Source organism: Paenibacillus sp. JT31N17, from assembly GCF_056269255.1.
Map to the genome: position 1 here is coordinate 621,492 of NZ_JBWDNP010000001.1, position 16,359 is coordinate 637,850.

At 50.9% G+C, this 16,359-nt stretch carries 11 protein-coding genes; 9 read left to right on the forward strand and 2 right to left on the reverse strand.

Annotated elements, in window-relative coordinates; translation table 11 throughout:
- Positions 1-45 precede the first annotated feature (45 nt).
- Positions 46-879 (forward strand): helix-turn-helix domain-containing protein, encoded by an 834-nt coding sequence (locus AC0YOB_RS02690; RefSeq protein WP_475792291.1) that lies wholly within the window; start codon positions 46-48, stop codon positions 877-879.
- A gap of 190 nt (positions 880-1,069) precedes the next feature.
- On the opposite strand, the gene AC0YOB_RS02695 is transcribed toward AC0YOB_RS02690, so the two are convergent.
- Together AC0YOB_RS02695 and AC0YOB_RS02700 are read right to left on the reverse strand one after the other, a co-directional pair.
- The gene (locus AC0YOB_RS02695) at positions 1,070-2,239 is read right to left on the reverse strand and encodes an MFS transporter (protein WP_210043919.1); all 1,170 of its coding nucleotides are present in this window, start codon (positions 2,237-2,239) and stop codon (positions 1,070-1,072) included.
- A 199-nt stretch (positions 2,240-2,438) separates the two neighbouring features.
- The gene (locus AC0YOB_RS02700; protein ID WP_210043918.1) at positions 2,439-2,933 is read right to left on the reverse strand and encodes a C40 family peptidase; all 495 of its coding nucleotides are present in this window, start codon (positions 2,931-2,933) and stop codon (positions 2,439-2,441) included.
- Between the two features lie 239 nt (positions 2,934-3,172).
- Between AC0YOB_RS02700 and AC0YOB_RS02705 the strand changes: the two genes are divergently transcribed.
- The 8 genes from AC0YOB_RS02705 to AC0YOB_RS02740 all read left to right on the forward strand — a co-directional run bounded on the left by AC0YOB_RS02705 (position 3,173) and on the right by AC0YOB_RS02740 (position 16,312).
- A complete protein-coding gene (locus AC0YOB_RS02705) occupies positions 3,173-5,416 on the forward strand; it encodes a cache domain-containing protein (protein ID WP_475791434.1) in 2,244 nt (747 codons plus the stop codon).
- Between the two features lie 305 nt (positions 5,417-5,721).
- Positions 5,722-6,633, forward strand: a complete 912-nt coding sequence (locus AC0YOB_RS02710) for an ABC transporter permease (RefSeq protein WP_379112641.1) — start codon at positions 5,722-5,724, stop codon at positions 6,631-6,633.
- Between the two features lie 18 nt (positions 6,634-6,651).
- On the forward strand, positions 6,652-7,581 hold the full coding sequence (locus AC0YOB_RS02715; protein ID WP_475791435.1) for a carbohydrate ABC transporter permease: 930 nt from the start codon (positions 6,652-6,654) through the stop codon (positions 7,579-7,581).
- A gap of 67 nt (positions 7,582-7,648) precedes the next feature.
- Positions 7,649-9,214: an ABC transporter substrate-binding protein gene (locus AC0YOB_RS02720; protein WP_475791436.1), complete on the forward strand. Its 1,566-nt coding sequence runs from the start codon at positions 7,649-7,651 to the stop codon at positions 9,212-9,214.
- Positions 9,215-9,411: 197 nt separating this feature from the next.
- Positions 9,412-9,696 carry a hypothetical protein gene (locus tag AC0YOB_RS02725; RefSeq protein ID WP_475791437.1) on the forward strand — a complete coding sequence of 95 codons (285 nt, stop codon included), beginning with the start codon at positions 9,412-9,414 and terminating at the stop codon, positions 9,694-9,696.
- Positions 9,693-14,033, forward strand: a complete 4,341-nt coding sequence (locus tag AC0YOB_RS02730) for an Ig-like domain-containing protein (protein WP_475791438.1) — start codon at positions 9,693-9,695, stop codon at positions 14,031-14,033. Before AC0YOB_RS02725 ends, AC0YOB_RS02730 begins: the two co-directional genes overlap by 4 nt.
- Positions 14,034-14,465: 432 nt before the next feature.
- On the forward strand, positions 14,466-15,419 hold the full coding sequence (locus tag AC0YOB_RS02735; RefSeq protein ID WP_475791439.1) for an ABC transporter permease: 954 nt from the start codon (positions 14,466-14,468) through the stop codon (positions 15,417-15,419).
- A gap of 17 nt (positions 15,420-15,436) precedes the next feature.
- Complete coding sequence (locus tag AC0YOB_RS02740; RefSeq protein ID WP_475791440.1) at positions 15,437-16,312, forward strand: carbohydrate ABC transporter permease; 876 nt, start codon at positions 15,437-15,439, stop codon at positions 16,310-16,312.
- Positions 16,313-16,359 lie beyond the last annotated feature (47 nt).

Genomic DNA, 16,359 nt, shown 5'->3' on the forward strand with positions numbered 1-16,359 from the left:
ATCAAGGGGATGGATAAATAACGGAAGGAAGATGCAGGTATGGCAATGGACCGGTACGCAGAAATAGACGAGGTGATCGCATTTATACATCAGAACATCTATGATCCGCTTCCGCTTTCCTTATTGGCCGACCGTATAGCTTACAGTCCTTATCATTTCACACGCATTTTCAAGGAAAGAATCGGTCTGCCGCCCTTATATTATGTCTCCTCGCTCCGGCTTCAGAAGGCCAAGGATCTGCTGCTGCGCACAAATTTGAGCATACGCGACATCGGTCTGGAGATTGGACAGCAAAGCCTGGGAACCTTTACCACCCGTTTTACCGAGAAGGTAGGCATGACACCGTCCGATTTCCGCAACTCGACGCAGCAGGCGAACAGCCATTTTAATTCCCTGGAAAAGCTTAAAGATTGGCAGACGGCGCAGCTTGTTTCCGATCGGCATGACCGGGTAGAAGGGTCCATTCAAGCGGAGATTCCATTTGAGGGCATCATTTTGATCGGCTTGTTTGCCAAGCCTATTCCGGAAGGATTCCCGCTGTACGGAACCGTGCTGCCTTCACTAGGGGGCTTCTGCTTTACCGGAGTCAAGCCGGGAACCTATTATTTGATGGCAACTACGATTTCCTGGGGAACGCAGGGGGTTGATCTTCTTCTTCCACAAGCTACGCTGCGAACCCGCTCGAAGAAGCCTATATTCGTCGGCCCCAATACGATCGTCCCCCATCAGCAAGTCATGCTCCACGTTCCCCGTCTGGACGATCCGCCCATTCTTATTTCCCTTCCCTTGTTGATGAATGTGTTCCTCAATCGGGTTCATCAGAACAATGATCAGCAAGAAAACAATACCAATAAATCCGGTTTAATCCATATTAAATAAAGCCAGGCTGCCTTCCTGCATGCCCAGCGCAACAGCCCGCCTGATAATCCCCAGCACATCCGCACAGCATTCATCGAACGAAACAAAGAACGGCCTTCGTTCGCATGGATGCGAAGAAGACCGTTCTTTGTATGCCTGAAGACATAAGGATCAGCTGCGCCTTAATCGGCTGGCTTGCTGATCCTTACGTTCAGGAGCCTGCGCCGATACTGGCTTTCTCCCGATTGCCCTGCAGCCAGAAGACAGCGGAGAATACGACGATGCAGACCAGCGCGACAATGAAATTATAGAAGAACACGCTGCGCATGCCGAAGGCTTCGCTGGCAACGCCTCCCGCAATGCTTCCTATGATCCGGGCAATTCCCAGGCTGAGCAGGCCGTTAAATGTTTGACCGCTTGCTTTCAGCTCATTCGGCACTTCCTTGTTAATGACGGTTACCATGGTCACGGACAACACGATAAAGATCAATCCATGCAGAACCTGAACCGGCAGGGTCCAGTATGGATTCTGAATGACGGAGAACAGATACCAGCGCAGTGCGGCAGCAGCTCCGGCCCCCATCAATATATAAGGAATCTTGACATGCTTGAAGATTCGATTCGACAGAAGCAGGAACGGAATCTCGCTAAGCGAAGAGATCACCATCGACCATCCCAGCCATGCGCTGCTGCCTCCCAATTCCTTGAAATAAAGGGGAAAGAATCCATAATAATAACCGAGAGTGATCTGAAGAACAAAATTGGCGGCCATATAAACCACAAGCTTCCGGTTTTTTAACAGCACCCAAACCCTCATTTTCCTCCCTTTGGATTGATGTCCCTCGATTGCGGGAAAACGCAGAACCAGCAAAAAGCAGACTGCTAGAATGGCAGCGTATATGCCGAACATCAGGTCAATGCGCTTCTGCGCGATGAGACCGAACAGGATGGACATGATCGCATAACCGACTGTTCCGCCCAACCGGATATGGCTGTAATTGCCCCGCTTGCGCTTGTCCAGAACCTCCAGCGTCACAGCGTCGCTGACAGCAAAAATCGAGGTCTGAAAAAAGGTAAACAGACAGATCATGATCAGAAGATAAACGAAGTGATTGGACAACGGATACAGCAGCATGGATATTCCGCTTCCGGCGATCAGCAGCAGCAGGATGCTGTTCTTGGTTCTGGCCCGGTCGCTCAGCGTACCCCAGACCGGCTGGGCGAGAATGGCAATCAGCGGACCGAGACTGAGCAGCGTTCCGATCTGCGACTGCGAGAATCCGACATGTTGAAAGTACAGCGGAATGAACGTACCGTATACCGCATTGCTCATATAGATAAAAACGTAGAAAAACAGAAAATACGCAAGATTAACAGGCATGCTCTCCATCCTTTACTCGTATTGACTTCATCCTGGTGCTATAACGAGGGCTCTTAGAGTAGTTCGATGAATGTTTCAGGATTCCTCTACAAAATTACGCCAGTGAGCCGGAGCAGGGAGGAGGCGGGAGAGCCGGCAACAACAAAAATACCCGGTCCGTGCAAACGCTGCACGGATCGGGTTCTACGTAATACTGAAGTTACAGCACACGTCGTGCGGTAACGTATTTGCTCTGCCAATAGGTTGTGTTCATGCTCGCAATGGTGACCCCTTTGGTGCTCGAGCTGTGCAGGATTTTGCCGTTGCCCGCGTAGATCGCAACATGGCTGATTCCGGCGCCTCCCGTATTGAAGAATACAAGATCGCCTGTACTGAGATAGCCCTTTGCCACTTTCTTCCCTGCCGTCGCTTGCGCGACCGAGGTGCGGGGAAGCTTGATGCCGCTGGCTTTAAACACATATTGAATAAAAGACGAACAATCAAATGCGTATGTAACGCCTGCCGGCGCGCCGAAACGGTAAGGAACACCAAGGAATTGGGTGCCCGAGCTGATGAGACTTAGAGCCGCGGGCGTAGCGGCATGCGCCGACGGTGTTTGGACGGCTGCGGTAGCTGAGAATCCGATCGCAGCGCAAATGGCTGTGACCATAATGTTTTTCAGGAATGGTTTCTTCTTGAGATTTTTCTTGGTCATGATCGTATGCTTTCCCTCCAAGCGTAGGTGTTAATAAACTGTAAACTGTTTCTTACTATAGCACACTTATTTTTCACCAGGATTTCCCAAAAAGAAGAGAACCGCTGTATCTTCAACGGGATAAACCCGATTATGAGAAGAGAATGAAAAACCTCTCATCTCTGCGGACATGCCGAAAATGATTGCGTTTGCAGCTTATTGAATATAAAATTTGATCGAGTGGACGAAGGGGGAGTCATATGAACCGTTTTAAACCTAAGCAGGCGTACATCCGGATTTTCTTGAGTTTATGCATTCTGTTCACGGTCGTCTCCGTACCATTTGTGTACATGATGACCCATCAGTTCTCCATCTATGCCATGAAACAGATTGACCAGGTGAATGAGACAGAGATAGCACATTCACGGGATAATGCCGAATTTATTTTCAACAAGATGATTGCGTACGGATTTAATATGTATGCGGACAAAAGCATCAGCACCTGGCTGATGGCAAGCGAAGAATCCCAGGCAACCCAGGTCGACGCCATTGTGGCGGCCAATAAATATATGACAACGGAGCCCTTTCTGGACAATGTCTATTTATTTAACATGCGGACTGAGCATACGATCGACCTCAAATATGGCTTATCCTCGTTTCAGCAATTCCGGGACCAGCCCATGCTGGAGATGGCGAAACAAAAAAGGAGCTCTTATCAGAGGTTCTTCGTTCATCAGGTCAATGGCACAACGAAGCTCGCGATGATCATTCCAACCGTCCCATCCGGGCAGCAATCGTTCGGGTATCTGGTCCTGCTCCTGAATGATGCCTTGATGAAGCAGTATTTGCTCAAGGAGGACGCCAATTCGGAGATCCAGTCGTTTATTCTGGACAATGAAGGCAATCTCATGCTGGGAGCTTCCGACTCCGCGCAATTGAATATGGAGCTGGCTGCGATTGCGGTGAAGGGTTCAGGCAGCTACACGAAGGATCATAATGGTGAGTCCTGGTCTGTTCAATATGCGCTGATTGAGCCCCAGGGCTGGTATATCTATCATATGGCCAAGCTGGAAGGCATCCGGGCCGATTTTATTTCCTTTCGTTTGAAAATGATCATATTTGTCTCCTGCCTCGTTGTCGTGCTGATAGCCATCCTGTTCTGGAATTCCCGCCGCACCTATAAACCCTTCTCGCAGCTTGCCGATCAATTGGAGATGAAATTCGGCCTTCATTTGAAAAATAATCACAAGGACGACAGCTCCATGGCTGAGTATAAAGTCATCCGCTACGGGATCGAGATGCTGGAAGACCGGATGGGGCAGCTTGATTCCTCCATGCGCGAGCACCGGAATGTCATTAAGACCGAATATCTGAGGCAGTGGATTCTGCAAGGAAAGCTGATTACGCCCGTGGAGCATTATCTCCGCGAACAATCCAGTCTGTTCGAGCACGAGGAGCTTTATGTCAGCGTCATCCGGATCAATGAATTCAGCCGGTTCAAGGAGCAGTATAATTTTGCCTCGAGAAAGCTGATGAAATATGCGATCGGCAATATTGCCGAAGAGGTTATCAACCGCAGCTGGTATGCGGAATCGGTCGACCTTGGCGGCGACCACCTGGCTCTCTTGATATCGGGAGATCATGTTCCCATGAGCGAATTGACCGGGGTACTGGAGGAAGCCAGAGAACAGATCAGACAGTGGACGCAAATACATATCACTGCTGCCGTGAGCGGTCAGAAGTCGTTGAGCGACGATGTGCGCAGTATTTATCAGCATATTCATGAGCTGACCATGCTCAATTTTATTTCGGGCGCGGAGAAAATCTTTATCGAACGGGATTTTGAAGACTATATGCAGCGCGTTCAACCGCTGGCCGACGATAATTTGCTCGATGAGCTGATCAAGAAAGTGAGGATGGGAAGGCCCGAGGAAATTGCGGCAAGCCTTGATCTGATATTCGCCCATATGCAGACGATGCATTATACACAAAGCAAATTTCAGCTGTCCTTATTGCTCTACACGCTGTTCAAAACGTTCAATAAGCTGCCTTCCGTGGAATCGGTTGAGGGTATTGAGAATATTCTGGAGTCGTTCGACAAGCTCAGCGGAGTAAGAGGCTGGCTGGAGCAGGAGCTGCTTGGCATCATCGACGATATGAGCAGCAAGAAGGGCGCGAGCCGCCGCGATGAGGTCGTTACGGAAATCGTGGAATACGTAAAGAACCATCTCCATGATCCGATGCTGACCATCGAAGAAATATCCGGGCATCTTTCCTTGTCGACACGGCATGTGCGGCAGCTGTTCAAGGAGGTATTCGACAAGACGCTTTCGGATTACATCCTTCAGGAACGGATTGCCAAGGTGAAGGAGCTGCTGGTATCGACGGACTGGACGGTGACGGATATCGGGGAACGGTCCGGTTTTCAGACGAAAAGCCATTTCTTTACGGTATTCAAGAAAGCAACCGGGATGACGCCGAGTCAATACCGGGAGAAGCAGTGATGATGCGATTCTGACAAGGGACTTCCGGCTGAACCAGCCGGAGGTTTCTTTGTCGTTACCAGCAAACAAGTATCCTTAAGCCTGTATTATCCGATCACGCAGGAGCCTGGTCCTATGTGCAGTTCTGCTCCCGACAGCCTGTCATTTCCGGTTTACGCACCCAACTTCCGTATTGAGAACCTTGATTCCATGCGGTTTCAGTACCCGTATTCCATTATCAGAACTATACAGGGGAGAGGCCGGCATCATAAGCTTGGTCGTAGAAAAACAAATCATCTTACACCAGGAGGGAGACGAAAGCAAAGGTGGCCATACTTAGAGAAATCGTGAAGAACAAGTATTTGTATGTTCTCGCACTGCCGGGATTGCTGTTTTTGATCGTGTTTGCCTATATTCCTATGGCAGGGCATTTGATTGCTTTCAAAAAATATCGCCTGGCCGATGGATTATGGGGGAGCGAGTGGGTCGGGTTTGATAATTTCAAGTTCTTCTTTATGAGCAGCGACTGGTACAAGGTTACGTTCAATACGATTTTTCTGAACGGCTTGTTCATCGTATGCGGACTTGGAATCGCCCTGATTCTTGCGATCTTTCTGAATGAAATCCGCAATCTGGTATTCAAGAAGATCGCCCAGTCCTTCATTTTCATGCCTTATTTTATTTCCTGGCTCGTTGTCAGCATGATGGTGTTCGCTTTTCTGAATACGTCGGACGGCATACTGAACCGGACCTTAATGTCTTATGGAGTAGAAGGGGAGAACTGGTATTTGAAGCCCGGACTTTGGCCGGCCATTCTGACCATTATCTATATCTGGAAGTTTGCGGGGTATTTCTCGATCATCTTTCTGGCTGCGATCACGGGCATTTCGGGCGATTATTATGAGAGCGCGCGGATTGACGGGGCAAGCAGGTTTCAGCAGATTATTCATATTACGATTCCGCTGATCCGCAACGTCGTCATTGTTCTTGCACTGCTTGGCGTCGGACGGATTTTCTATGGCGATTTCGGCATGATTTACGGAATAGTGGGCGACAACGCTCCGCTGTATCCAACAACCGATGTTATCGACACCTACTCGTTCAGAGCGCTTCGCCAATTGGGTGATTTCAGCAAATCATCGGCTGTTATTTTATACCAGTCCGTTATGGGACTCATTACGATCGTGGTCTTCAATGCCATCGCCAAAAAAATCGACAAGGACTCCAGCTTGTTCTAAAAGAAAGCAGGTAAGCGAATGGAAAATTCAATCCGTCAGGTTAAAACGATGAAAGCGATGAGGGTCAAGACGGACAGATCCCTCTCCGAAAAAGTGTTTATTATTTTCGTTTATGCCTTCACCGGCGTATTTGCTCTAATCTGTCTGCTTCCGTTCTGGCTGGTGCTGATCAATTCATTCGCCACGGAGGTAACGATGAAGCAGCATGGCTATCAATTGATTCCGAAGGACTTCTCTCTCTCGGCTTATCAATTTCTGCTTGAGGGCAGGCAGGTGTTCAGCAGCTACGTCGTGTCCACAACGGTGACGGTCGGCGGAACGATTCTCGCCCTGCTGCTCACCTCCATGTATGCCTACGTGCTGGCTCATCCGAAGGTGAAGTACCGCAACATTCTGAGCTTTCTCACTTATTTTACGATGATCTTCGGGGCTGGTCTGGTCGGCTTCTATATCCTCATCGCCAATTGGCTTGGTCTGAAGGACTCCCTGTGGGCGTTAATTCTGCCCTATATGCTGAACCCGTTTTTCGCTTTCATCATGGTATCCTTCTTCCGGACTCTGCCTTATGAAATCAATGAGGCGGCAACGGTTGATGGCGCGAATGACTTGACGATATTCTTTAAAATCATTATCCCGATTTCCAAACCGGTTATTGCCACCGTAGGGCTGTTCTACGCGCTTCAGTACTGGAATGATTTCTTCCTGGCGCTGCTGTTCATCGACAATTATAAGCTTCATCCGCTGCAAATGATGATCCGGCAGCTTATTTCCAGCATCAACATCAGCGCTTACGTAGGCGGCAGTCAAACGACTTATACGCAGCCCATGCCGACTTATGGGGTACAGCTGGCGACCGTGTGCCTCACCATCGGGCCGATTATCTTCCTGTACCCGTTTATTCAGCGGTTTTTCGTGAAGGGGATTACGATCGGCGCGTTGAAAGGATAGTCTTGATCCGGAATCTTCCGGTTAAGAATAGAAACTGTCAGACAATCATAATAGGAGGGTCAAGTAAATGGGAATCAGAAAGATGCTGGCAATGATTATGGTTATATCGCTGATGATGGCGGTGGCGGTCGGGTGCGCATCCAATGCGAAAGAATCCGGCAGCGCAGCCGATCCGGCACCGGCGAACACGGGAGGGGAACCGGCTGAAGGGGCCAAGCTTGATCCGGTGACGCTGAAGATTGTGATGCCAGGGGACAGACCGGCGGACATGGACCTCATTATCAAAGAAGCCGAGAAAAGAATGGCGGATACGCTTAACGTCAAGCTGGATATCGTATTCGTGCCGTTCTCCGATCTTGCCCAGAAAACGCAGGTTATGCTGGCGTCCGGGGAGAATGTCGACCTGATCTTTGACGCGCCGTGGCTTCATATGGAGCAGATGGTGAGCGCCGGTTATTATGAACCGCTGGAAGATCTGCTGGCCCAATACGGTCAGGACGCTGTGAAGGTCAGATCCCAGCAGATGTTTGATGCGAATAAGTTCCAGGGTCAAATTTATGCCCTGCCGCTTGGCAACACGCATCTGGCGGGAAGAACGTATCTGGTCCGCAAGGATCTGCGAGAAAAGTATGGTTTGCCTCCAATTAAAACCTACGACGATCTGATTAAATTTGCCTACAAGGTAAAAGAGAACGAGAAGGATGTTATTCCGCTGCTTGCATATGGCCAGCCTGGACAGAAGGATGTTTCCTGGGGCGCGTTCAGAGCCTTCATGGAATATGATCCCCAGTTCCTGAGATCGGACGCTTTGGGCCAAAGCCTTGTCCTGTACTACAAAAACAACGACGGCAAAGTCTACAATCTGTTCGACCAAATGGAGCCGAAAATCTGGTCCTGGATTGAAGAAGCCAGAAAGCTGTATCAGGATGGGCTGATTCACCCGGATATTCTCGCTCTGAAGGATATTGACTCCGTCGTCAATTCCGGCAAAGTGGCAGTGGCTGTCTATAATGAATTCGGCGTGCCATCCAGTCTGGGCAGCGCTATAGCGCAGAACGTTCCGGGTGCAGAATTGGAAGCGGTAACGTTCATTAAAATGGAAAAAGGCCAAAACATCACCAATTTCAAGCAAGCGAACTTCCAGGCGATCCCGAAAGTCAGCAAAAACAAGGAACGCGCGATGATGTTCCTGAACTGGACCGCACAGAAGGAAAATTATGATCTCCTGGCTTACGGAATCGAAGGTACGCATTATGAGACGGTTGGCGACGATCAATACAAGCAGATCGGATCGAACTATTCTTATTTCCCATATGCCTGGATCTGGAATCCGACGATGGACCGTTTGAATGCCGGGTTTGATGAGGATACGCGCAAGCACTATGAATTCAACAAAAATGCCGATAACTTGACCTCCAGCATTTTGACCGGCTTCTCGTTTGATCCGGGTCCGGTCATGAATGAAATTTCCTTGTACAATGCCGTTGAGGACAAATATTATAATGCCTTGTTCGACGGCGTTCTTGATCCGACCGAGCAGTGGAACAAGCTGAAGAGCGAAGGCGAAGGCTACGCCAAGAAAATCCAGGTTGAGCTGCAAAAACAAATTGATGCGTTCCTGGCCAAGAAGTAAATAAGGATTCATCCTGTTGCACCAGGCAAGCCGGAGAGGAGGCGGCGGTTGATCACGCTTGCCCGGTGCAATCTTTTGTGAGGATTGGATGGAAGCACAAATCGCTTTTCATTATCGAAGGAGGAGTCTGAAATGAATCATGATTTACTTTTTCGGAAGAAATGCAAACGCTTACCTGAATGGAGGTTGATTAGAAGATGGCAGTAAGGAGCAAAAAGCTCATAAGTTTGTTTCTGGTTCTGCTGATTTCACTGGGCAATATGCCCGTCCTGCATGCAGACGAGGAAGATGAGGTGCAGCTGGTCAATTTATTGGCAGCAGACATGGATACTCATTTTGACAGCGGTGTCAGTCCCTTTACACAGGATGCAAGCACAAGCGGGGGGCGCAGCAAATTGTCCAGGTTAACGGCAACAACGCCCTCGAGATCAGGGACGCTTCGCTCGGCACGAATGCGGCAAGCAGCTTCTATTACCAGTTGAACAGCGGCAGCCTCAAGGACCGCATTAATGCCATCTATAATATGCCGGCAGGCAGTTCCCCGGTCGAGTTTGTTTTTGAATACAAGGTCAGGCGGATCGCAGCCAGCGACAAGGTGGTAGACAAGGATGTTTATGCCTATCTTCAGTTCGGCAACTTCGACAATAACCTGATTCCCCGTTTCCCGGCAGGCACACCTAGCATCACGGGGACGGCAGCTTATCTCAACACGGTGCCGGATACACTGCAGACGGTTAATGATGCCGATCTTCCCGGATACCGGTTTCAAGTCATACCGAATGGCGGGCAGCGCAGCATTACGAATATCAGGTTGGGGTTCACCGCCCGTGTCAATAACAACGGGACGGATGAAGCCTATATCGTCGACGATCTGGCGGTGTATGAAGTCAATACGGGACCGGCGCAGGATACCGAAGCGCCGACAGCGCCTGCAGGTTTGGCGTCAACCGGGAAGACGGATACTGACGTCAGCCTGTCCTGGACGGCTTCGACAGACAATGTGGCGGTTACCCGCTACGACATTTACCAGGATGGTATTCTGGCATCCTCTGTAAGCGGTGCCACGACTGCTGATACCGTAGTCGGATTGACGCCGAATACGGCCTATGATTTTACCGTAAAGGCAAGAGACGGACTGGGAAATTTGTCAGATGCCAGTAACGGGGTCACGGTGACGACGGATCCATCGGCAAACGGACTGCCTGAGCCGTTCGGCGACCGGGATATCGGCACGGTTGCGGTTGCAGGCGGCGCAAGCTATAACGAGGAGACCGGCACATTCACCGTTCAGGGCTCCGGCAGCGACATCTACGGAACGGCGGATGCATTCCATTATGTGTACCGGCCTTGGACGGGCGACGGACAGATCGTTGCGCGCGTTGCAAGCATCGGCAATTCGGTGGCTTGGACGAAGGCAGGCATTATGATCCGCGGGAACATATCGGCACAATCGCCCTATGCCATGATGGCTGTAACGCCATTGAACGGGGTTAATTTCCAGGATCGCCTGCAAGCCGGAGGAGCTTCGACCCTGACTGCAGGAATGAGAGCGCCGGCGCCGGCCTGGGTGAAGCTGGCGCGTGTGGGCAATGTGATCAGCGCTTACGAATCGACTGACGGAGCAATCTGGACGCTGGTCAAGAAAGAGACGATTAACCTGCCGAATACCGTCTACTTCGGGCTTGCTCTTACAAGCCACGAGAATTCCCGGCTAAGCACGGCTGCTTTTGACGGGGTTGCAATCGGCGAGGTTCCGCCTGAGGAAAGCAACTATTCGCCTTACCCCGGCACGATTGACAGCAGGAAGCAATGGCTGTGGGATAAGACGAAAGCGGTTTCCGAAATGGGGGGCCTGCCTCTGAATATTGCCCAGTATGTCGCGCAGATTCTGGATGGGCAGAATGTAGCGGGCAACCTCCAGAAGCTGGACAATATGTACCAGACCTATGACTGGGAGCAGTATAAAACCGTCTCCAAAATGTATGCCTATCTGATGGTGGGCGATCTGTTCAGCAGCACGATGCTGGAGCATGTCAAATGGTATTTCTCCCAATATGCCTATACCAAGCTGTCGCAGACCGAGAACCTGCGGATGAGCAATTATACGGCGGGCTATCTGGTAGGCCAGTATTTTCCGGATCTGGTCGACTTGAACGGCAACTCCGGAGCCGCTCTGAAAAGCATGAACAGGGCGAATATTGAGGAAATGATCGAAGCTGCCGTACATGAAGGCTGGGCTGAATATGAAAGCGCCGAATACACCTTCATGACCTATTTCTGTCTGAATGCCATCTATCAGTATACAGATGAGCCGGACTTGAAGCAGAAGGTCAAAATGGCCATGGATGTCATGTGGTTCGAGTGGGCCAATGACTGGACGGACGGCAATATCATCTCCACTACAAGCCGGGCAAAAGGGGACAGCGTTACGGCGAACGGCCCGTCATGGAGAGGGGCGGACCACACCGCTTTATCCTGGGCATATTTTGGCCAGCACCGCGCACAGCAGGGGATAGGCGATTCCGACGCCATGGTTCCGGCGGCCTATCGTCCTTACCTGGAGTATCTGGGCATGGTGGTTTATCGCGGAATGGATTACACGCCGCCGGAGATGGCTCTGCGGATCGGGCAGTCCACGCACAAGGACTACTCTTCCCGCAAGACCAATCTGCAGAATTCAAGCGGCAATAATTTGAAGACCTACCGTCAGGCTTTGGTGAAACCCGATTGGGGCCTTTCCATCGAGGTGACGTACAACCGGGTCGATAACTGGATTGAGGATCTTCCTATGGTTCTGCGCTGGAAATCGGATTCGCCTGCCTCTGTTTTCCGAGTAAATGCCGATCAGGGCGACCTCCCGATAGGAAATTATGATCAGCCTGCCAATCACCGCGTCATGCAGGATGGCAAAGCTGCCGTGGGCGTGTATAAATTATTGAACAGCCCAACCATGAATTATGTGAATGCGATGTTTCCGGATACCGGTTCGATTAAAAGCAGGCAGGAACAATCAGGATGGATTTTCAGCGATACGGGTCCCATGTATTTTGCCTTCAAAATGGTGAAGCCGTACTCCTGGTATTACCAGACGCCTACCGACCCGGCGAATAAAGTCAAAACAACAGCGAGGCTGCATCCGACCAACCAATTGAGCTACAGCTACAATATTCTTCGCAGTCAGGCTGACACGAACGGCTGGATAATTCAAACCGCGGACGTTTCCGAATATGCCGACTTGAACAGCTTCAAGAACGCCGTTCTGAGCAATACGACAGTGGACGCCACCCATATCAATGACCCAAACCCGCGCCTTGTCTATACCAGCCTGAGCGGGGATACCATGGATATTACCTTTGATCAGGGTGCGGCTGCATATACCGGCACACACAAAATCAACAATACGCCGATCGATTACGCTTCATTCAAGCTATTCGATACGCCGTGGCTGCAGCAGGACCAGAACTCGGATATCTTTACCGCCTCTCAGGGCGGCGAGGTATGGACCTATAACTTCGCCAACTGGACGACAACCAAAACAGGGGTTCCCGTGGCTGTTCCAAACAACAGCTTTGAGAATGGCGCAGCAAGTCCCGATAACTGGACGGCCGGCACGTTAAGCGGAACACCCGTCCTGACCAAGGACACGGTAACCTCCCGTACTTATGGAAGCTCTGTGAAAATCAGCAGCGCAAATGCTGCAGACAACGGCAGCTGGAGTTTGTCAGGCAGCAATATGATCAATGTTGATCCGGGAGCGGCCTATACGCTCCGGGCATGGGCCAAGACCGATAGCGTCAACCAGACCGATGGGGCGACTGCGGACATCACCTACTATAAGAGCGACGGGACGACTGTCACCGGCAGTACGTATTCATCAGGCAGCCTGAAAGGAACAAGCGGCTGGACACAAATCGTGGTAACCGCTGCGGCGCCTGCCGACGCGGCCAGGATCAGTCTTGGCTTGAGACTGAAAGGAACGGGAACGGTCTGGTTTGATGATGCGGAGCTGATAACGCAAGCCAATATTCCTGTAACCGGCATAACTCTCAACAAGGAGACGCTCTCCATGGGATCAGGCACAAGCACGAATCTGACGGCTCTTTTTGCGCCTGCGGACGCATCGAATCAAACGGTGAGCTGGAGCTCGGACAATCCGGCGGTCGCCACCGTTGACCCGACCGGCAAAGTATCGGCAATCGCGCCGGGAACGGCTGTTATTACGGCTGTGACGGCAGATGGCGGCTTCACGGCAGCCAGCATCGTAACAGTCACGCTGCAGCCTCTGTATGAGGACATCTTTGCCGGCGGACTGGGCAATTGGGACTTGTTCGGCACGACCGCCTGGCAGGTGCAAAACGGGGAATTGAGCGGAACGACGACGGCGGGCTCCCCTCAGCGTGCAGTAGTGAAGTCATCCTTGCTTCCTTATTCCTCCCAGAACTACAGCCTGAATTATAAAGCCAAGGGAGACCGCTACCGGACGATGTTCCGTTATACGTCAGGCACCAGCTATTACTTCCTGGAATTCAAAAATACGAAGGAAGTAGAGATGTGGAAATATCCCAATTCATCGACTCCTCTGCAGGTTGGAGCTTTGGTGGACATCAGTGCGGCCATACCGGGCTTCGATCTGAACGTCTGGCATGATTATACCGTCGAAGTCGACGGAAATGTATTCAATCTCCTGATTGACGGCGCCCTGGCGGCTGCCTTCACGGACTCCGATGTAACGCTCGGCGGAGTCGGCTTCTCCATCAAAAGCGTAGGGCCAGCCGTTACGGTGAATATCGACGACGTGAAAGTGAATCCAATCAGCTAGCACAGCTTTAATAGTCCGGTGATTGACTGGCGGAGCAGGCGGAAACAGTCTGGAGAAGCGAAGCGCTCGCCTTTGTACCCCGAATTTAACAGATAGCGGTGCAAAGTGATCAACGGTATCTATTGTTGATCGCTTTGCACCAGCGGTATCCAAATTAAAAAAATTCAGGGTGCAACAGCGATCGAAAGACGTTTTCGCATGCGCAGCCAACATGTTTCACCGGACTAATAAAGCAAAGCCCGATCGCGCAGTGCGGCGGTCGGGCTTTGCTATTCCATGGCCTTCAGCCATTTGGCCGTCCAATGCGACTTTTCCCGGGTATAATTGTACTTTGCTCCGGTTTTCCACTCCCCGGATATCAAGTAAGCTTACTGATGTAAGCACTTTCTTGAAGGAAAGCGGACAGAGAGAGAAGGATCGGAGGAGGGAAAGATGGAACTGGCAACTGCTGTAACTGCCAAGAAGAAAGGAGAGGCGCCTCTCAAGAGGCAGCTGATAAGGATCTGGAAGTTCAAATTGCTTTATATCCTGCTGCTGCCCGCTTTTGTATGGGTTTTCATATTTGATTACCTTCCCCTTTACGGGATTAGCATCGCCTTTATGGATTACAACGTGATTCAAGGCTTCTCCGGAAGCGAGTGGGCGGGGCTGAAATATTTCCGGATGCTCTTCGAATCCGAGATGTTCCGCAATGCCTTCGTGAACACCCTGCTCATCAGTCTGTACAAGATGATAAGCGGATTCATTTGTCCGATTTTGCTGGCGCTTTCACTGAACGAAATCCGGACCAGATGGTTCAAGAAGACTTTGCAGACCGCCGTTTACTTGCCAAGATTCGTGTCATGGGTTGTGTATGGAGGCATCATTACCGTACTTCTCTCGCCTGAAACGGGAATCATCAACAAGATCATTGAATGGTTCGGCGGGGAGCCGGCCTATCTGCTTGTTGAACCCGGTTATTTCCGGACCATTCTCGTCGTCACGGATGCGATGAAAGAGATGGGCTGGGCCGCTATCATCTACATGGCTGCGATTGCCGGGCTTAACCCGGAGGTTTATGAAGCGGCTATTGTGGACGGTGCGACGAGGTTTCAACGAATCATCCATGTCACGCTGCCGGGAATTACGGGGACCATCGTAGTCATCTTCATCCTGAGAGTCGGATACATCATGAGCGCAGGGCTGGATCAGGTTATCAATCTGTACAACCCGATGGTATTCGAAGTGGGGGATATCCTCGATACCTATATTTACCGGGTTGGTATTGAACAGTTCAACCTCAGTCTGGCGGCAGCGGCAGATGTCATCAAAGGCGTTATCGGCCTTGCAATGGTGCTCATCGCCAATCATCTTGCCAAGCGGATCAATGATTCCGGCATTTTCTAAAGAAGGGGAAGCGGACTATGAAGCTCACGAGAGGCGAGACCGCCTTCGTCACAACCAACTATATCGTGCTCACCATCTTGACCTTGATCATTATTATTCCATTCTGGTATGTCCTGACCGTATCGATTACGCCTTATCATATCTTCAGCGAAAAGGACGGACTGATCCTGTTTCCGGCTTCGATCAGCTTCGAATATTACGAGTACCTGCTGAGCAAAGGATCCCTGATTTACGGCGCTTACGGAATCACTCTCCGCAACACGCTGGGCGGCGTCCTGTTGGCTTTGCTTCTCACCGCTACCGCGGCCTATGCGCTGGCGGACAAGAAGCTGCCCGGACGGCGGATCATTATTTTGTTCTTTGTATTCACCATGCTGTTCAAGGGCGGGATGATTCCCACCTATCTGACCATCAAAAATCTGGGGCTGCTCAACTCCGATTACGTTCTCATTCTCGTCATGGCCTACAGCGCCTTCAATATGATCATTATGAAATCATTTTTCGAGGGCATTCCCGAGAGCTTGAAGGAGTCCGCCTCCATTGACGGGGCTTCTGAATTCAGAATCCTGTGGCAGATTGTGCTCCCGCTTTCGATGCCGGTTATCGCTTCCGTCGGACTGCTTTACCTGGTGACCTACTGGAACGATTTCTTCAATGCCCTGCTGTATGTCACGGATTGGCATAAAGCGCCGGTACAGCTCGTGCTGCGGACCATAATCGCAAGCTCCAGTCTTCCGCCGGAGCTGCTCGAAGCGGCAGGCTCCAAACCGCCGCCAACCATCGGCATCCAGATGGCCGCCATCATTATCGTCGCTCTGCCGATGGTGATCATCTACCCGTTCATCCAGAAGTATTTTGAACAGGGTATGCTGATCGGCTCGGTCAAAGGGTAGACGAAAGAACGTCCATAACCATCGGTTTACCCCTAAAAGACGCATGC